Consider the following 15,572-nt stretch of genomic DNA (forward strand, 5'->3'; position numbering starts at 1 on the left):
AGCCACAACAAGCGTTGGGAGGCGCTGCGGTCATGATGTCACGCGTACAAAAGGGGATGATCGCCGGTCTGGCCGCGACACTCGCGGTATCGGCGCTCGAAGCCGCCAATCTGTATTTCGGTCCCTGGGCGGCCAGTTTCCCGCGATTGATTTCGGTCATGTTGCAGACGCCCGACCAGATTGCCGTCGGCTGGGCCGCCTACATACTGGTCGGGACCTTCGTGCTGGGACCGCTGTTCGGAATCATCTGTCCGCGGTTGCCGACGGATACGCCGGAGTCAAAGGGCATTCTGTTCGCCGTCGGCGCCTTCATCGTCATTGGTCTGACCGTGGCGCCGTTGGCCGGTATGGTCGGCGAGCGGCCGGTGGGTCTGTTCTTCATGCGAGCCGGTTTCGGGACCTTGGCCTGGATGATCGCGACCCACGCGGTCTTCGGGGTCGTGCTGGGCAATGTCCATGGCCACCTGGTAGGCCGTGAATGGCGGCCCGAACATCCCGTGCGGGACCACATCCACCTGGCGCACTGACGCCGATCAGAGACCGTCATCCCGGGCGCGGTCGCGCCCCGGATGGCGGGCCACTGCGTCCGCTCAGTTCAGCCGCGTGCCGATCTGGGCGATGGCGGCGTCGAGCAGGGGGTCGGCTTTCTGGCCGGCCAGACGGGCGGCGAGGATCTGTTCGGCGGCGCGGGCGGCGAGGTCGGCGGCGGCCATCTTGACCTCGGCGACAGCCTGAACCTCGGCCTGGGCGATGCGCCGCTCGGCGAGGGCCTGACGGCGGGCCAGGGTCTCTTCCAGCTTGGCCTTGGCCTCGACTTCCATCAGGCGGGCGTCAGCCTCGGCGGCGGCGAGCATCTCGGCGGCTTGGGCCTCGGCCTCGGCCTTTTCGGTGCGGATCTGGGTCAGCAGGGCCTCGGCCTCCGCGCGCAGGCGGGCGGCCTCGTCGAGTTCGGACTGGATCCTGGCGGCCTTGGCGTCGAGCTGGCCGGCGACCAATTTGGGCACGCCGACGAAAACGCAAATGGCGAGGAACAGGAACAGGCCGGCGGCGACCCAGAGTTCCGGGTTGGCGAGGTCGTATAGATGCGGGTTGAAGAATTCCATCAGGCGGCGCCCTTCACAGCGGCGGAGGCTTCAGCGGCGGTCGGAGCCTTGCCGGTCAGGCGTTCGACGATGGCCGCGGCCGTGTCCGAGGCGATCGAACCGACATTGGTCATGGCGGCGTCGCGGGTCTTGCCGATGGCGGTCTCGGCCTCGGCGATGCGGGCGTTGACGACGGCCTCTTCCTCGGCGGCGCGGGCGTTGGCCTGTTCAGTGACGCGCGCCTTGGCGGCGGCGGCCATTGAACGCGACGAGGCGCGGGCGGCCTCGACCTCGGCCTTGGCGGCTTCGGCCTGGCCGGCGGCCTCGGCCTGGACCTGACGGGCGGTCTGGACGGCGTCGGCGATGGTGGCGGCGCGCTGGTCAATGACACCGCGCAGGCGGGGCACGAAGACCTTGGCCATCAGCCAGTAGAGCAGGGCGAACAGGATGATCAGATAGACGATCTGACCGAACCAGTGCTGGAACTCGAACTGCGGCAGGCCGCCTCCGCCTTCGCCGTGCGCGGCTTCGGTCGAGGCGTGCGTGTCCGCGACGGCGACCGAAGGGGGCGCGTCGTGAGTCACTGGGGGGTGAGCGGATACGGTCATCTGTCGCCTGATGCTTGAGCGGTCGATACGTCAGTCAGCGAACGAGGGGGCGACCCGGCCGGAACCGGGCCGCCCCATCGATCAGAAGGACGAAATCAGCTCGCCGACGTCCAGAGCAGGATGCCGATGACGAACGACAGGATGCCCAGGGCTTCGGCCAGGGCCGCGCCGACGAACAGGTTGCCGATTTGCGAGCCGGCGGCCGACGGGTTGCGCAGGGCGCCCGCCAGGAAGTTGCCGAAGATGTTGCCCACGCCGATGCCGGCGCCGATCATGCCGGTCATGGCCAGGCCGGCGCCGATGGCGTTGCCGGCCGAGACGATGGCGGCGGCGTTGGCGGCGGCGATTTGCGGATCAACCATGGTGTTCAGTCCTGTGAGAGTTGGTTGGTTGGAAAAACGGGTGGGTTAGTGATGGTCGCCCAGATTGACCACGTCATTCAGATAGACGCAGGTCAGGACGGCGAAGACGAAGGCCTGAAGGAAGGCGACGAGGAATTCCAGCGCGGTCAGGGCGGTGACCAGGCTGAGCGAGAGGGCGGCGCCCGGCAGGCCGAGGTAGCCCCAGCCGCCCGCGGCGGCCATGGCGCCCAGCGAGACGACGAAGCCGGCAAAGACCTTCAGGGCCACGTGGCCGCCCATCATGTTGCCGAACAGACGGAGGGTGAGGGTCAGCGGGCGCAGCAGGAAGGAGAAGAACTCGATCAGGCCGACGATCGGGCGCATGACCAGTGGCGCGCCGGTGGGCCAGAACAGGGCGAGGAATTTCAGGCCGTTCTTCCTGATGCCGATGATGACGACCAGCAGGAAGGTGATGACGCCGAAGGTGGCGGTGACGGCCAGCTGCGAGGTGGCCGTGAAGCTGAGGAACAGGCCCAGCAGGTTCATCGCCAGGATGAAGGTGAAGACGGTGAAGACGAACGGGAAATATTTCTTGCCGTCGTGGCCGATGATCGATTCAGCAATGCCGTCGATCATGCCGAACAGGGTTTCGCCTACGGCCTGACCGCGTCCCGGAACGACCTTGGCGCCCGAGGTGACCAGCTGGAAGAAGCCGACGACCACGAGGAAGGCGATGGTCATCGCCAGATGCGAATTGGTGAAGGCCAGATGCACCGTACCGACGACGGGCAGAGACACTTCGCCGAAGTCGAGACCCGGCAGGGGGGTAACCTGGAACTGGTGTAGCGGATCGGCCATCGGGCGATCAGACTCCCTGGTCTTCGTCGTCGTCGAAGGGAACCGACTGAGGCTCCCCATGCTGTTTCGCCTCGGCCATCAGACGTTGCGCCGTGCGCCACGCCATCCACACCGAAACGGCGAAGCCCAGAAGGACGCCGCCGATAATTCCCCAGGGCGTCGTGCCGGCGAACCGGTCGATCCCGAAGCCGATCGCCAGACCGACGAAGACGCCGCCGAACAGATCAGCGAGTATCTTCCAGGCCTGTCCCGCCGCCGCCTGACCGGCCGCCTCGTGAGAGATCTGGCGGGCGGTGCGCGCCTCCAGATCGGATGCGCTTTCGTTGAGACGAGCGATCGCCTCTTCGCGCGATTCCGGTGGCAGGGACATAGGGGCCTCAGCGCCTCTCCGCTGACGTCGAAAGACGGGCGTCGAGGAGGGTCTGAATTCGGCGCGGAACCTATAGGCGCGACCCGGTTTGGTCAAGGCGGTCGCTCGACTCATTAGTCTTTTGATATCTCAAAGGATTGTTGCGTCCGTACCGGGGTGTGACGTTATGTTCGTTCGTCCAGATCAGGGGCAGGCCGATCGAGGGTCGGCCGTGGGCGCGCTCGTGTTGCCGGGCCTGCCACTTCTTCTTGATGAAGACCCGGCGCAGGACGCGAATCCGTCTGTCCAGCTCATCGATGATGCAGGCGCGTTCGCGAGGTGACATCTCCGGACCGGGGTCGGGACGGGGCGGGCGGGCTCTGGGCATGCGGTCTCCCGATGGATTCGAGGGTTGGGAACAGGCGTCTTCGCCGCGCTGTTTCCAGGGCGGTGATGGGAGGCATGGCGGAACGCCCGGGCCTTCGCCCGGAGAAGAGAGTTGAATACCGTTTCGGCGAAAGACAGACGCTCCGCGCGGACGGTTATCCGGAAGCTTGCGTCTGGTGGCCGTGTTGGGGCCTTACCGCAGCGCCTCCGGCGGGCAGGCTGCCCGACGAGGCAGTCCTGGAACGGCCTGGGTATCCCCCCCGGCCCTCCACCCCGGGCGGGCGACCCTTAGGAGGTCCCCACTCCGGTCCGGCCTCCCCGCTTGCGCAGCGAGATCCCGCTCCATCCGCTCCCGCCGCCGCTTCGGATCGCCGGCCGAGCGAGCCTCCCTGCGACGGGACGGTGGGAGTATGCCGGCGGGGCCAGCTATGGCGGGCTGGGGACGCTGTATTTTCTGGAAACGTCAGAGAATCAGTGGGTTGGCGGCGCAGGATGTGCTGGCAATCGGGAAATGGTCAGCCGTCGGAATTCCTTCTCCCGATGGGAGAAGGTGGCGCGCAGCGCCGGATGAGGGTCGGCTGGTGGAGCGGCGAAGCCGCGCCGGGACAGTAGACCCTCACCCTTTCGCGCAAGAACGACGGCTACGCCGCCGTGCGCTCAAGCCCTCTCCCATCGGGAGAGGGACGGTTCTCACGACCCCGGCACGACCGGCGGGTCGGCGTCGGCGGGAGTAGCCGGGGTGGGTCCGGCGGCGTCGGAGGCGGCCTGACAGCGCTGCCCCGCATAGAGGCCGTTCAGATAGTACCAGCGGTGCCGGACAGCGTCGGCCTCGGCCGCCTCGCGTTCGCGTCCCGGCGCGGTCAGGACGTCCGCGCCCGCCATCGCCAGACCGGCGCCGGGAATCACCATGGTGGCTCCGGCGCGAACCACGCCGCCGAGGCGGCCGAACAGACCGCCGTCCGGTTCACCGCCCAGAGCCTCGCTGAGCTGGGCCGCCTCTTCGGATACGGCGGCGCAGGTCATGGAGGTGTCGCTCGCGCGGATGACCTCGATCGGACCCGACGGCAGGGCCTCGGCCTCCTGCGCCCACACGGGTGAAACAGCGCCCAGACCCAGGGCGACGGCGGCGCATACGGCAACGGACTTCATAACACTCAACCCTCAAAGCCCCGCGAAGGAACGGCTCTGAGGGACGCCGGTTGCGTTCTCCCTCCCCCGAAGTGGGGAGGGACGGCGAGGCGCAGCCGAGCCCGGGTGGGGCACGCCAGTCCCGCACCGTCGGCGCCCGGCTCTGCAATTCCCCACCCTGTCGTCGCTTCGCGCCGACGTCCCTCCCCACTTCGGGGGAGGGAGAACGTCGAGCGTCAGGCCCGGACGGCTCGGCTCGCCTCGACGCCCAACGCTTGCAGGGCGGCGGCGGCGATGTGTTCGGCGTTGAGGCCGGCGGTGGCGTACATGGCGGCCGGATTGTCCTGGTCCTGGAAGATGTCGGGCAGGCAGAGGGTGCGGATCTTCAGGCCCGCGTCGAGTGCGCCCTTTTCCGCCAACAGCTGAAGCACGAAGGCGCCGAAGCCGCCCATGGCCCCCTCCTCCACGGTGATCAGGCACTCATGCTCGCGCGCCAGACGCAGGATCATGTCGGCGTCCAGCGGCTTGGCGAAGCGGGCGTCGGCGACAGTGGCCGAGACGCCGCGGGCGGCGAGCGCATCGGCGGCCTTGAGCGATTCCTGCAGGCGGGTGCCGAGGCTGAGGATGGCGACGGTCGTGCCCTCGCGGACGATGCGGCCCTTGCCGATTTCGAGCGGGGCGGCGAGTTCGGGAATCTCGACCCCGACGCCGTCGCCGCGCGGATAGCGGAAGGCGGAAGGTCGGTCGTCGATCTCAAGGCTGGTGGCGATCATGGCGGCCAGATCGGCCTCGTCGGCCGCGGCCATCAGCACCATGCCCGGCAGGGCGCCCATGAAGCCGATGTCAAACGACCCGGCATGGGTGGCCCCGTCGGCCCCTACCAGACCAGCGCGGTCCATGGCGAAACGCACGGGCAAGGACTGGATGGCGACGTCATGGACGACCTGATCGTAGCCGCGCTGGAGGAAGGTCGAATAAATGGCGCAGACCGGCTTCATCCCGTCAGCGGCCAGGCCGGCGGCAAAGGTCACGGCGTGCTGTTCGGCGATGCCGACGTCATAGGTGCGCTCGGGGAAGGCCTGGCCGAACAGGTCCAGACCGGTGCCCGACGGCATGGCGGCGGTGATGGCGACGATGGAGGGGTCCAGCGCCGCGCGCTTGATCAGCTCGGTCCCGAACACCTTGGTGTAGCTGGGGGCGTTGGAGATGGATTTGGCCTGCTGGCCCGAGACAACGTCGAATTTCGCAACGGCGTGCAGCTTGTCGGCGCTACTCTCGGCCGGGGCGTAGCCCTTCCCCTTTTGCGTCACGACATGGACGATCACCGGACGGTCGGTGATGGCGGCGGCGTTCCTGAGGATCGGGACGAGGTTGTCCATGTCGTGGCCGTCGACCGGCCCGACATAGTAGAAGCCCAGCTCCTCGAAGAAGGTGCCGCCGACGATCATGCCGCGGGCGTATTCCTCGGCCTTGCGGGCGACATTGCGGAACGGGCGCGGCAGGTGTTCGGCGACCGACTTTCCGAAACGGCGGAAATTGCGATAGGCGCCGCCAGAAACCTGTTTGGCCAGATAGGCGCTCATGCCGCCGACCGGGGGGGCGATCGACATGTCGTTGTCGTTCAGAATGACAACCAGCTGTTTGGTGGTCTCGGCGGCGTTGTTCATGGCCTCATAGGCCATGCCCGCGGACATGGAGCCGTCGCCGATGACGGCCACGACCTTGTTGGTCTCGCCCTTCTGGTCACGGGCGGCGCAGAAGCCGAGGGCGGCGCTGATCGAGGTCGAGGCGTGGGCCGCGCCGAAGGGGTCGTATTCGCTCTCGCTGCGCCTGGTGAAGCCCGAGAGGCCGCCGGGCTGGCGCAGGGTGCGGATGCGATCGCGGCGGCCGGTCAGGATCTTGTGCGGATAGCACTGGTGGCCGACGTCCCAGATCAGGATGTCTTTCGGCGTATTGAACACATGATGCAGGGCGACCGTCAGCTCGACCACGCCGAGCCCGGCGCCCAGATGCCCCCCGGTGGTGGAGACCGCATCGATGGTTTCAACCCGCAGCTCGTCGGCCAGCCGGCGCAGCTGGGGAATGTCGAACCCACGCGTGTCGGCGGGAAAATGAACCTGGTCGAGCAGCGGGGTGTCGGGCATGAAAACTCTAAGTCGCGTGAGGTCTCTTTGATCCACTATTACCGCGTCATTACAAGGAGGCGAAGCGGTCAGGACCGGCGCTTTAGCACGAAGTCCACACTGGCCTTCAGGATTTCGGCGTCGGGGCCGAAGACGTCGAGGTGGGCGCGGGCCTGATCGGCCAGGTGCGAGACGCGATGTCGCGCCGCCTCAACGCCCAGCAGGGTGACGAAATTGGTCTTGCCGCGCGCCGCGTCCTTGTTGGCCGCCTTGCCTAGGATGTCCTCGTCGCCCTCGACGTCCAGCAGGTCGTCGACGATCTGGTAGGCCAGGCCGATGTCGTGGGCGAAGCTGATCAGGGCCTGACGGTGGACCTCACGGGCGCCGGCGATGATCAGGGGGATTTCGAAGGCATAGGTGAACAGGGCCCCCGTCTTGAGCCGCTGCATGCGGGCCACGCCGCCGAGGTCGTCGCGGACACCCAGCAGGTCGATCATCTGGCCGCCAGCCATGCCGCGCGCGCCGCTGGCCAGCGAAAGCCGGGCGGCCAGCTCGCAGCGCACGGCGGGATCTTCGTGGGTGTCCTCGTGCAGCAGGATGTCGAAGGCGGCGGTCTGGAGGGCGTCGCCGGCGAGGACGGCGGTGGCCTCGTCATAGGCCCTGTGCACCGTGGGACGGCCGCGGCGGACGTCGTCATCGTCCATACAGGGCAGGTCGTCGTGGACCAGGCTGTAGGCGTGGACGCATTCGAGGGCGCAGGCGGCGCGCAGCACCGGCCGTTCCTCGATGTCGAACAGATTGGCCGCCTCCAGCGCGAAGAAGGGGCGCAGCCGCTTGCCAGGACCGAGGGCGGCGTAGCGCATGGCCTCGGTCAGGCGCGATTCGGGGCCGTCGGCGCGCGGCAGCAGCTCGTCGAGGGCGACGGTGATCAGGTCGGCGATCTCGGCCACCCGGTCGATGACGCCCTGTTCCGGCGAGTTGGCGGCGAAGGCGGGGGTCAGAACAGCCTCCCGCCCAAGGGGACGTCGCGGTCGACGCCGACCAGGACCACCTCGCCCGCGGCGTCGGGGAAGCCGAGGGTCAGGACCTCGGACATGAAAGGGCCGATCTGGCGCGGCGGGAAGTTGACGACCGCGGCGACCTTGCGGCCCAGCAGCTGGTCGCGGCTGTAGTGGGTGGTGATCTGGGCCGAGGACTTCTTCACCCCGAGGTCGGGCCCGAAGTCGATGGTCAGCTTCCAGGCCGGTTTGCGGGCCTCCGGGAAGGGATCGACGGCAAGAACCTGACCCACGCGGACATCGACCTTCATGAAGTCATCGAAGGCGATCTGTCCGGCGGGCGCCGGCATCAGCTGAACTCGGCCGGTTCGACGCCCTTCGCCTGGCCGTCGGGGCCGACCACGATCTTCTCGACGCGAAGCTGGGCCGCCTTGAGCCGGGTCTCGCAATGGGCCTTGAGCCGCGCGCCCTCCTCATACAGGGCGATGGATTCCTCGAGCGGGGCCTGGCCGGACTCGAGTTTGGAGACGATGGCCTCGAGACGCTGGAGCGCGTCCTCGAAGCTGAGGTCGGCGGGGATGGAGGCTGTGTCGGTCATCGCGGGCGACCCTAGAGGGGGCGGAGGCGGGCCTCAAGCAGAGACCGGCTCGCAACTGTTATCCGGCGGACGGGACGCGGCGGGCCGAGACGATGCGGACGCGGGGGTCCAGCATCTGGCCGCGCATGAAGCCTTCGCCCTCGGTGGGGGATTTGGGAGCGGCGAGGATGGCGCGGACCACGTCCATACCCTCGACCACCCGGCCGAAGACCGCGAAGCCGGGATCGCCCGGGGCGGCCCGTCCGGCGTCGAAGCCGGGCAGATTGCCGACGATGATGAAGAAGTCGCCGTCGGCCGTGCCGGGGTCGAAGCGCGCCATGGACAGGGCGCCGTCGACGTGGCGCAGGCCCGTCTGGCTGGTCGGTTCGTGGGCGATGGGCGGGAGGATGCGGTCCGGCGCATTGGCGGTCCCGCCCTGGACCACGCCGGTCCCGGCGCCCAGTTCCATGCCGCGGTAGAAGTCGGTCCCGTTGAAGCGGCCCTCATCGACATACCGCAGGAAGTTGGCGGCGGTGATCGGGGCGCGGGGGTCGGTCTCGACGAGGATGGCGCCGGCGCTGGTTTCCAGGATCACCCGGACAGCCACCGCGGGCGCCGGCGGGGCGTCCTGGGCGTAGACCGGGGCCGACAGGGCGGCGAGGCAAAGGGCGAAGGCGAGCAGAGACCGTCGGATCATCGCCCTCTCCCGTCTGTCAGCGCTTTTCGTAGCGACGCTGGGACCAGTATTTGAAGCCCTGATTGTGGACCAGGTTCCAACCGTCGGCGCGAAGGCGGCGACCGACCATGTGGTTGAAATAGCCGTGGGCGAGAACCAGCACGTCCTGACCGCTCTCGGCACGGGCGATCAGGGACCGGGCGGCCTTTTCGGCGCGCGCCTCGGCCTGGCGGCGGGTCTCCTGGCCCTCGTGATGGTTGAAGGCGTGCCACCAGATGCGGGCGACCACGCCCCAGTATTTCGGCGGCAGCCTGAACCATGTCGGGAAGCGGGGCGGTGGAAGCGGCGCCTCGATGAACAGGGCGTCCGACATGACCTCGCGCCCGGCGCAGATGGCGGCGGCGGTTTCCTGGGCGCGGGGCCGGGTCGAGGCGTAGATGGCGCCGGCGCCCTCGGCCGTGGCCAGCAGTTCGGGCGGCGGGGTCTGGCCGGCGCGCAGGCCGCCGACCTCGTATTTGGCCCACCAGTCCCGGTACTGGTCGGAGGTGAGATAGCATTTGCGCGACAGGGCGGGCTCACCGTGGCGGGCCAGGACGATGGCGCCGGGCCGCACCGAGACCAGGGCGGCGCGCGGCGGCGACGACGGCGCGGGCGCCGGCTTCGAGAGCGCCGGCTTCACGGGCTCTGGCGGGTTGGCCATCAGTGAGTCTCTGGCGGGGGCGGGCATGATGTGCGGCGGTAAGCGATTGGCCAACCGTCCTTTATTCCTCCCCCAAGGCCTGAACGTGGGCGACCGCGGAACGGCCCAGCCCCTCTAGGTCGTAACCGCCCTCGAGCGAGGACACAACCTTGCCCCCACAGCACGATCTCGCGACCTCGAGCACGGCGCGCGTCGCCCAGGCGAAATCCTCCGCCTCCAGAGACTGATGGGCCAGCGGATCGCGGCGGTGGGCGTCGAACCCCGCGGAGATCAGGATCAGGTCGGGGGCGAAGGCTTCCAGCGCCGGCATCAGGCCGCCGGCGAAGGCGCCGCGCCAGGCCTCGCGGGCCGCATGGGGCGGGACCGGGACGTTGACGATATTGCCGACGCCGGTCTCGGACGCGGCGCCCGTGCCGGGATAGAGGGGCGACTGATGGATGGAGCCGAGGAACAGGCTGTCGTCGGCCTCGAACGCCGCCTGGGTGCCATTGCCGTGGTGGACGTCGAAATCGATGACAGCGACGCGAGCCATGCCTTCCGACTGCGCCACGCGGGCGGCGACGGCGACGTTGGAGAACAGGCAGAAGCCCATGCTCTGGTCGGGTTCCGCGTGATGACCGGGCGGCCGGACTGCGGCGAAGGCGCGAGCCGTCTCGCCGCGGGCGACGGCGCGGACGGCGTCGATCACGGCTCCGGCGGCGAGGCGGGCGGCGCGGACGCTGCCGGGAGACAGGACGGTGTCGGCGTCGAGCTGGCGAAAACCGCTGACCGGCGCGGCGGCAAGCAGGCGGGCGACATGGGCAGCGGGGTGCAGCCGCTCGAGGTCAGCGACGGCAGCCTCGGTCGCGGCGCGGCGGTTCAGGCCGGGGTCCGCGGCGTCGAGGGCGTCGAGCACGGCCTGAAGCCGTTCGGGGCTTTCCGGATGGCCGACGCCGGGGCGGTGCCTCAGCATGTCGGGATGGGTGAAGAGGGCGACGCTCATTGGAGAGAGGATAGGGGGATGGGCCTGCAAAAAATACCCGCTCATCCCGGCGAAAGCCGGGACCCAGAGCTTTGGGTGATGCAGCGGGTCCGGTGGTCCGCGCCCGGTTGTCCTGAGGCGCCAGCGTCAAGCTGGACAGGACTGGGTCCCGGCTTTCGCCGGGATGAGCGGAATTGAGGGGTTGAGTCCCGCGCTTCACCGGGTGAAAGCGGGACCATGAACGAGCCCCTGATCCGTCCCGCCACGCAAGCCGATGCCGCCGCCCTCGGCGAACTGGGGCGGCAGACTTTCATCGACACCTTCGTGGACGGGTTCGCCATCCCCTATCCGGCCGACGACCTGAAGGCGTTTCTGGACGCCAGCTTCAGCGCCGACACGATCCGGGTGAAGCTGAAGGAGCCGGGCGCGGCCTGGTGGGTCGCCGAGCATGAGGGCGAGTTGCTGGCCTTCGCCAACACCGGGCCGAACACCCTGCCCCATCCCGACGCGCGGCCGAGCCATGCCGAGCTGCGGCGGTTGTATGTGTCGAAGTCGGCGCAGGGACTGGGGCTGGGCACGAAGCTGCTGGCCGTGGCGCTGGACTGGATGGAAGCCAATACCGACGGCCCGCTGTGGATCGGCGTCTGGAGCGGGAATCTGAAGGCGCAGAAGCTGTATGCAGCCTACGGGTTCGCGAAGGTGGGCGAGTATCAGTATCCGGTCGGGGCGTGGCTGGATGACGAGTTCATCTTGCGGCGGGGCTGAGCCACGCTCAGGTTAGACCCATGCTCCTGCCCTTCTTCACCGCCCTGCGCGACGCCAAGGTGCCCGTGTCGATGAAGGAATGGCTGCATCTGATGGAGGCCATGGACAAGGACGTTATTGGCTCTGGGCCGGGGCGGAAGGTCGACGACTTCTACCACCTGTCGCGGGCGGTGCTGGTCAAGGACGAGAAGCATTACGACCGGTTCGACCAGGTGTTCGGCAAGATGTTCGCCGGGATCGAGACCGTCGGCGCGGGCGATGAGCCGGCGCTGGACGTGCCCGAGGACTGGCTGAAGCTGCTCAACGAGAAATATCTGACCGACGAGGAGAAGGCGCAGATCGAGGCGCTGGGCGGGTTCGACAAGCTGATGGAGACGCTGAAAGCGCGTCTCGAGGAGCAGCAGGGGCGGCACGAGGGCGGCAACAAGTGGATCGGCACCGGCGGGACCAGTCCGTTCGGCCACGGCGGCTATAATCCCGAGGGGGTGCGTGTCGGCGGGCCGGGCAAGCATGGCCGCGCGGTCAAGGTCTGGGAGAAGCGGGAATACCGGAATCTGGACGACGAGGTCGAACTGGGCACGCGCAACATCAAGGTCGCCCTCCGCCGCCTGCGCCGGTTCGCCCGGCAGGGCGCGCTGGACGAGCTGGACATGGACGCCACCATTGACGGCACGGCGCGTCAGGGCTGGCTGGACATCCACATGCGGCCCGAGCGGCGCAACACGATCAAGGTGCTGCTGTTCCTCGACATCGGCGGCTCGATGGATGCCCATGTGAAGATGTGCGAGGAGCTGTTTTCGGCCGCCAAGACCGAGTTCAAGCATCTGGAATTCTTCTACTTTCACAACTGCCTCTACGAGGGGGTGTGGAAGGACAACCGGCGTCGCCATGAGCAGAAGATCCCGACGTGGGAGGTGCTGAACAAATACCCCGCCGACTGGCGCGCCATCTTCGTCGGCGACGCCACCATGAGCCCCTATGAGGTGACCATGCCCGGCGGCTCGGTCGAGCACTGGAACGAAGAGGCCGGCGCCGTCTGGATGAAGCGGGCGACGCAGCAGTGGGACAAGGTCGCCTGGCTGAACCCGTCGCCGGAGCGGTACTGGAGCTATTCGGCCTCGGTCGGAATGGTGCGCGAACTGGTGGACGAGCGGATGTATCCGCTGACGCTGGAGGGGCTGGAGAAGGCGATGCGGGCGCTGGCCAAATAGGCTAGGGTTCGGGGACCATTCTGGAGGGTCCGCCATGCTCGCCGTCGTCCTCGCCGTCATGCTGCAACAGACCGTCCCCCTCCCCGCCGCGGCGGGTCAGGTGGTGTGGGAGACGCCGGCGCCCGTTGAACCCGCCGAGGCCGTCGCAGCCGTCGACATCCCCGCGATCCCTGACTCCGCCCGCGCTGATCCCTATGGCTATGAACGGGCCGAATGCAGCCCGCTGATCCGCTCAAGCCAGGAATCGCTGGAGGCCTGCCAGGCTCGGGTCCGGGTGATACTGGCCGCCCACCTGGGCGCCGCCCTGCCCGACGGCCTGGCCCCTGCGGACGCGCCCGACGAATGCAGGCAGGAAGCCGCTGGCGATCGCTACGCCCTTCAGTGCGGCGCCCCGGCCCGCGCCGCCCGGCCGACGGCGGTGCTGGAGGAACGAAGCTGCGAGACTCGCCCCCGCGTCCAGCCGCAGGGCGGCGTGGCCTGGACCGAGGAATGCCGTCCCGCCAGCGGCGTTCGCGAGGAAGATGAGGGCCTGAGGGTCCGGCTGGGCGGCAAGGACTAGGCATCCGAACATGACGACGCCGCGCCCGGGGTCCGGACGCGGCGTCGAATCGATTTGTGGAATGACCTAGTTGCGCTTGTCTTCGCGCAGGGTGTCCTTCAGTCCGCCGACGGCGTTCTGGACCTTGCCCTCGACCTGTTCGGCGCGGCCTTCGGCCTTGAGTTTTTCATCGCCGGTCAGCTTGCCGGCGGCTTCCTTGATGTTGCCGCCCAGATTTTTGGCGGCGCCTTCGACTCGATCATGATCGGGCATGGGCAATCTCCTGATTGACACACCGCCGGGGCTGACGATGCGTGGACCAGAAGAGCGAACGATCGCGGCCCGCGTTCCGTACTGTGCAGCTAGACGCAGCGCCGTAGCCAGACCGTGACCGCCCAGGCGTGGGCGTCGTGGCGGAGTTGGGCGAGGGCCTGATGCGGGTCGAGCCAGACCAGATCGTGATCGGCCTCGACCTTGGCGGAGGGGTCCAGCGACAGCTGTTCGGCGATCCAGAAGCCGCCGCTGTTGTTGATCGGCTCGCCGTCCGACTTGCGGAAATACTGGGACGCTTCGGCGATGCGGGTGAGCGGGCGCACCGTCATGCCGGTCTCTTCGAGGAATTCGCGGACCACGGCCTGTTCCCCGGTCTCGTCGCCGTCGACGGCGCCGCCGGGCAGGTCGAAATAGCTGTCCTCGCCGCGAACGACACGGACGCAGGCCAGTCTGCCGTCCTGGAGCACCAGGCCGAAGGCGGTGGGCCGCAGGCGGTAGCCGAGGCCGGGCTCGGCGGTTCCGAATTGAAGGTTGGCGGACATGGTCAGAGGTCGAACGTGAGGCGGGCTCGCACGCCCTTGTGAGCCTTGTCGAACTCGACCGCCGACCGCAGGCCGGAGGCCATGGCGGAGACGATCTTGCCGCCCAGACCGGTGCCCTTGACGCCGCCGTCGCCCATGCCGGGACCGTCGTCCTCGACCGTCAGTATGGCGCGTCCGTTCGGACCCTGGCCCAGGCTGACGCGGATCTGACCCGGCTTGCCCGGCTCATAGGCGTATTTCACCGCATTGGTGACCAATTCAGTGACCACCACGCCGAGCGACACGGCCTGATCGGTCGAGACCCGCATCGGCACGGCGTCCAGATGGATGGAGCAGCCATCCTTGTCCGGGCAAAGGGATTGCGACAGTTCGCTGATCAGACCCTCGAGATATTCGTCCATGGCCACCGAGGACATATCGCCCGAGGTGTAGAGTCGGCGGTGGACGTGAGCGACGGCCTCGATCCGCGCCTGGGATTCCTTGAGCGCGGCGCGGGCGCCCTCATCGACCAGATGGCGCAGTTGCAGCGACATGAAGCTGGAGACCAGCTGCAGGGAGTTGCCGACGCGATGGTTGACCTCGCGCAGCATGGCCTCGGCACGGTCGCGGGCGAGGGTCAGTTCGAAGGTGCGGTCGAGCACCTGATGCTCCAGACCCGCGTTCAGGCGATCGAGGGCGTCACGCGCGCCCTGCACCTCGAAGATATAGCGGCGGATCAACCACGCGCTTATTCCAGCGAGGACCAGTATCAGGGCGCCGCCCAGGGCGTTGGCGATGACGGTGATATTGCCTGCCCATTCGGACTGGCGGGTCCGGAACTGCAGGCGGGTGGCCTGGATCTCGTCGATGGCGGCGATTTCGGTCCGCATGGCGTCCATCAGGACCTTGCCCTCGCCTCTGCGGAGCACGGACACCGCCTCGTCGAGGCGACCGGTGCGGGCCAGGTCGAGGCTCCACTCCGTTACAGCCCGTCGCTGATCCGAAAGCTCTCTTACGCGCTCGACCCGCGGTCCGAGGTCTGGATCCCCGGCCGTAAGGCCGCCCAGATCCCGCAACAGGTCCGGGAGCTGCTGGATCGCCTCATCGTGAATGGACAGATACTCGGGCCGGGCGGTCAGCAGGAAGCCGCGCTGTCCGGTCTCGGCATCGACGAGCCGGGTCAGCACCTCGCGTGAAACCAGACGGACCTGCTGGGCCTCCTCGACAGTGTCGTTGAACGCGACGGTGCGCTGGATAAGGACGTAGACCGCCAGGTTCAGCACCAGCATCAGCACGATCGCCAGCGCCAGCAGGCCGGCGACGCGCCGTCCGAGCGTCGGCGTACGGACAAATTGACTGAAGGCGAGGAGCGTGGGGCGGAGAGCCGAGATCATCGTGGGGGAGCATTAGCGGGGCGTTTGGCCCTGTCCAGTCGCGTAACAGGAGAAACCCTCGCTGATCCGAGGATTTAGGGTA

Annotated in this window: 20 protein-coding genes; 4 read left to right on the forward strand and 16 right to left on the reverse strand. The window is 68.1% G+C overall.

Annotated elements, in window-relative coordinates; genetic code table 11:
- Positions 1 to 32: 32 nt before the first annotated feature.
- On the forward strand, positions 33 to 527 hold the full coding sequence (locus ACTIEW_RS06055; RefSeq protein ID WP_439477014.1) for a DUF6789 family protein: 495 nt from the start codon (positions 33 to 35) through the stop codon (positions 525 to 527).
- A gap of 63 nt (positions 528 to 590) precedes the next feature.
- Here ACTIEW_RS06055 and ACTIEW_RS06060 read toward each other — a convergent pair whose 3' ends face one another.
- The 13 genes from ACTIEW_RS06060 to ACTIEW_RS06120 all read right to left on the reverse strand — a co-directional run bounded on the left by ACTIEW_RS06060 (position 591) and on the right by ACTIEW_RS06120 (position 10,809).
- Positions 591 to 1,103 (reverse strand): F0F1 ATP synthase subunit B, encoded by a 513-nt coding sequence (locus ACTIEW_RS06060; protein WP_439477015.1) that lies wholly within the window; start codon positions 1,101 to 1,103, stop codon positions 591 to 593.
- Positions 1,103 to 1,690, reverse strand: a complete 588-nt coding sequence (locus ACTIEW_RS06065) for a F0F1 ATP synthase subunit B family protein (RefSeq protein WP_439477016.1) — start codon at positions 1,688 to 1,690, stop codon at positions 1,103 to 1,105. The genes ACTIEW_RS06060 and ACTIEW_RS06065 overlap by 1 nt, the downstream gene beginning before the upstream one ends.
- Before the next feature lie 95 nt (positions 1,691 to 1,785).
- Positions 1,786 to 2,052 (reverse strand): F0F1 ATP synthase subunit C, encoded by a 267-nt coding sequence (locus ACTIEW_RS06070; protein WP_298098723.1) that lies wholly within the window; start codon positions 2,050 to 2,052, stop codon positions 1,786 to 1,788.
- Positions 2,053 to 2,097: 45 nt separating this feature from the next.
- Positions 2,098 to 2,889, reverse strand: a complete 792-nt coding sequence (locus ACTIEW_RS06075; protein WP_439477017.1) for a F0F1 ATP synthase subunit A — start codon at positions 2,887 to 2,889, stop codon at positions 2,098 to 2,100.
- Between the two features lie 7 nt (positions 2,890 to 2,896).
- Positions 2,897 to 3,259 (reverse strand): AtpZ/AtpI family protein, encoded by a 363-nt coding sequence (locus tag ACTIEW_RS06080; protein ID WP_292062580.1) that lies wholly within the window; start codon positions 3,257 to 3,259, stop codon positions 2,897 to 2,899.
- Positions 3,260 to 4,315: 1,056 nt separating this feature from the next.
- Complete coding sequence (locus tag ACTIEW_RS06085; protein ID WP_439477018.1) at positions 4,316 to 4,774, reverse strand: hypothetical protein; 459 nt, start codon at positions 4,772 to 4,774, stop codon at positions 4,316 to 4,318.
- 215 nt (positions 4,775 to 4,989) lie between these two features.
- Positions 4,990 to 6,897 (reverse strand): 1-deoxy-D-xylulose-5-phosphate synthase, encoded by a 1,908-nt coding sequence (dxs, locus tag ACTIEW_RS06090; protein ID WP_439477019.1) that lies wholly within the window; start codon positions 6,895 to 6,897, stop codon positions 4,990 to 4,992.
- 68 nt (positions 6,898 to 6,965) lie between these two features.
- A complete protein-coding gene (locus ACTIEW_RS06095; RefSeq protein WP_439477284.1) occupies positions 6,966 to 7,835 on the reverse strand; it encodes a polyprenyl synthetase family protein in 870 nt (289 codons plus the stop codon).
- A 38-nt stretch (positions 7,836 to 7,873) separates the two neighbouring features.
- On the reverse strand, positions 7,874 to 8,224 hold the full coding sequence (locus ACTIEW_RS06100; protein WP_439477020.1) for a tRNA-binding protein: 351 nt from the start codon (positions 8,222 to 8,224) through the stop codon (positions 7,874 to 7,876).
- Positions 8,224 to 8,472 carry an exodeoxyribonuclease VII small subunit gene (locus ACTIEW_RS06105; protein ID WP_439477021.1) on the reverse strand — a complete coding sequence of 83 codons (249 nt, stop codon included), beginning with the start codon at positions 8,470 to 8,472 and terminating at the stop codon, positions 8,224 to 8,226. The genes ACTIEW_RS06100 and ACTIEW_RS06105 overlap by 1 nt, the downstream gene beginning before the upstream one ends.
- Before the next feature lie 58 nt (positions 8,473 to 8,530).
- Positions 8,531 to 9,148, reverse strand: coding sequence for a peptidylprolyl isomerase (locus ACTIEW_RS06110; RefSeq protein ID WP_439477022.1), 618 nt, complete (start codon positions 9,146 to 9,148; stop codon positions 8,531 to 8,533).
- A gap of 16 nt (positions 9,149 to 9,164) precedes the next feature.
- A complete protein-coding gene (locus ACTIEW_RS06115; RefSeq protein WP_439477023.1) occupies positions 9,165 to 9,827 on the reverse strand; it encodes a histidine phosphatase family protein in 663 nt (220 codons plus the stop codon).
- Between the two features lie 61 nt (positions 9,828 to 9,888).
- The gene (locus ACTIEW_RS06120; RefSeq protein WP_439477024.1) at positions 9,889 to 10,809 is read right to left on the reverse strand and encodes a histone deacetylase family protein; all 921 of its coding nucleotides are present in this window, start codon (positions 10,807 to 10,809) and stop codon (positions 9,889 to 9,891) included.
- Between the two features lie 216 nt (positions 10,810 to 11,025).
- On the opposite strand from ACTIEW_RS06120, the gene ACTIEW_RS06125 reads away from it, so the two are divergent.
- Genes ACTIEW_RS06125 through ACTIEW_RS06135 form a run of 3 tightly spaced genes read left to right on the forward strand, consistent with a single transcriptional unit; the run spans position 11,026 to position 13,323 of the window.
- Positions 11,026 to 11,553 carry a GNAT family N-acetyltransferase gene (locus tag ACTIEW_RS06125; RefSeq protein WP_439477025.1) on the forward strand — a complete coding sequence of 176 codons (528 nt, stop codon included), beginning with the start codon at positions 11,026 to 11,028 and terminating at the stop codon, positions 11,551 to 11,553.
- Positions 11,554 to 11,573: 20 nt separating this feature from the next.
- Positions 11,574 to 12,764, forward strand: a complete 1,191-nt coding sequence (locus tag ACTIEW_RS06130) for a vWA domain-containing protein (protein ID WP_439477026.1) — start codon at positions 11,574 to 11,576, stop codon at positions 12,762 to 12,764.
- A 34-nt stretch (positions 12,765 to 12,798) separates the two neighbouring features.
- Positions 12,799 to 13,323 (forward strand): hypothetical protein, encoded by a 525-nt coding sequence (locus ACTIEW_RS06135; RefSeq protein ID WP_439477027.1) that lies wholly within the window; start codon positions 12,799 to 12,801, stop codon positions 13,321 to 13,323.
- Between the two features lie 66 nt (positions 13,324 to 13,389).
- Here the strand turns inward: ACTIEW_RS06135 and ACTIEW_RS06140 are convergent, their stop codons facing one another.
- The 3 genes from ACTIEW_RS06140 to ACTIEW_RS06150 form a co-directional block, all read right to left on the reverse strand.
- Entirely contained in the window at positions 13,390 to 13,575 is a 186-nt protein-coding gene (locus ACTIEW_RS06140) for a CsbD family protein (RefSeq protein WP_439477028.1), read from the reverse strand.
- 89 nt (positions 13,576 to 13,664) lie between these two features.
- Positions 13,665 to 14,117 carry an NUDIX domain-containing protein gene (locus ACTIEW_RS06145; RefSeq protein WP_439477029.1) on the reverse strand — a complete coding sequence of 151 codons (453 nt, stop codon included), beginning with the start codon at positions 14,115 to 14,117 and terminating at the stop codon, positions 13,665 to 13,667.
- A gap of 2 nt (positions 14,118 to 14,119) precedes the next feature.
- The gene (locus ACTIEW_RS06150) at positions 14,120 to 15,490 is read right to left on the reverse strand and encodes a sensor histidine kinase (protein ID WP_439477030.1); all 1,371 of its coding nucleotides are present in this window, start codon (positions 15,488 to 15,490) and stop codon (positions 14,120 to 14,122) included.
- Between the last annotated feature and the right edge of the window lie 82 nt (positions 15,491 to 15,572).

Origin of the sequence: Brevundimonas sp., assembly GCF_051860745.1 — a bacterium.
Taxonomy (GTDB): Bacteria; Pseudomonadota; Alphaproteobacteria; order Caulobacterales; family Caulobacteraceae; genus Brevundimonas.

Coding starts and splice junctions, on each gene's coding strand:
- ACTIEW_RS06055 (WP_439477014.1), top strand. CDS start 33: ATGATGTCACGCGTACAAAAGGGGATGATCGCCGGTCTGGCCGCGACA.
- ACTIEW_RS06060 (WP_439477015.1), bottom strand. CDS start 1,103: ATGGAATTCTTCAACCCGCATCTATACGACCTCGCCAACCCGGAACTC.
- ACTIEW_RS06065 (WP_439477016.1), bottom strand. CDS start 1,690: ATGACCGTATCCGCTCACCCCCCAGTGACTCACGACGCGCCCCCTTCG.
- ACTIEW_RS06070 (WP_298098723.1), bottom strand. CDS start 2,052: ATGGTTGATCCGCAAATCGCCGCCGCCAACGCCGCCGCCATCGTCTCG.
- ACTIEW_RS06075 (WP_439477017.1), bottom strand. CDS start 2,889: ATGGCCGATCCGCTACACCAGTTCCAGGTTACCCCCCTGCCGGGTCTC.
- ACTIEW_RS06080 (WP_292062580.1), bottom strand. CDS start 3,259: ATGTCCCTGCCACCGGAATCGCGCGAAGAGGCGATCGCTCGTCTCAAC.
- ACTIEW_RS06085 (WP_439477018.1), bottom strand. CDS start 4,774: ATGAAGTCCGTTGCCGTATGCGCCGCCGTCGCCCTGGGTCTGGGCGCT.
- dxs (WP_439477019.1), bottom strand. CDS start 6,897: ATGCCCGACACCCCGCTGCTCGACCAGGTTCATTTTCCCGCCGACACG.
- ACTIEW_RS06100 (WP_439477020.1), bottom strand. CDS start 8,224: ATGCCGGCGCCCGCCGGACAGATCGCCTTCGATGACTTCATGAAGGTC.
- ACTIEW_RS06105 (WP_439477021.1), bottom strand. CDS start 8,472: ATGACCGACACAGCCTCCATCCCCGCCGACCTCAGCTTCGAGGACGCG.
- ACTIEW_RS06110 (WP_439477022.1), bottom strand. CDS start 9,148: ATGATCCGACGGTCTCTGCTCGCCTTCGCCCTTTGCCTCGCCGCCCTG.
- ACTIEW_RS06115 (WP_439477023.1), bottom strand. CDS start 9,827: ATGGCCAACCCGCCAGAGCCCGTGAAGCCGGCGCTCTCGAAGCCGGCG.
- ACTIEW_RS06120 (WP_439477024.1), bottom strand. CDS start 10,809: ATGAGCGTCGCCCTCTTCACCCATCCCGACATGCTGAGGCACCGCCCC.
- ACTIEW_RS06125 (WP_439477025.1), top strand. CDS start 11,026: ATGAACGAGCCCCTGATCCGTCCCGCCACGCAAGCCGATGCCGCCGCC.
- ACTIEW_RS06130 (WP_439477026.1), top strand. CDS start 11,574: ATGCTCCTGCCCTTCTTCACCGCCCTGCGCGACGCCAAGGTGCCCGTG.
- ACTIEW_RS06135 (WP_439477027.1), top strand. CDS start 12,799: ATGCTCGCCGTCGTCCTCGCCGTCATGCTGCAACAGACCGTCCCCCTC.
- ACTIEW_RS06140 (WP_439477028.1), bottom strand. CDS start 13,575: ATGCCCGATCATGATCGAGTCGAAGGCGCCGCCAAAAATCTGGGCGGC.
- ACTIEW_RS06145 (WP_439477029.1), bottom strand. CDS start 14,117: ATGTCCGCCAACCTTCAATTCGGAACCGCCGAGCCCGGCCTCGGCTAC.
- ACTIEW_RS06150 (WP_439477030.1), bottom strand. CDS start 15,490: ATGATCTCGGCTCTCCGCCCCACGCTCCTCGCCTTCAGTCAATTTGTC.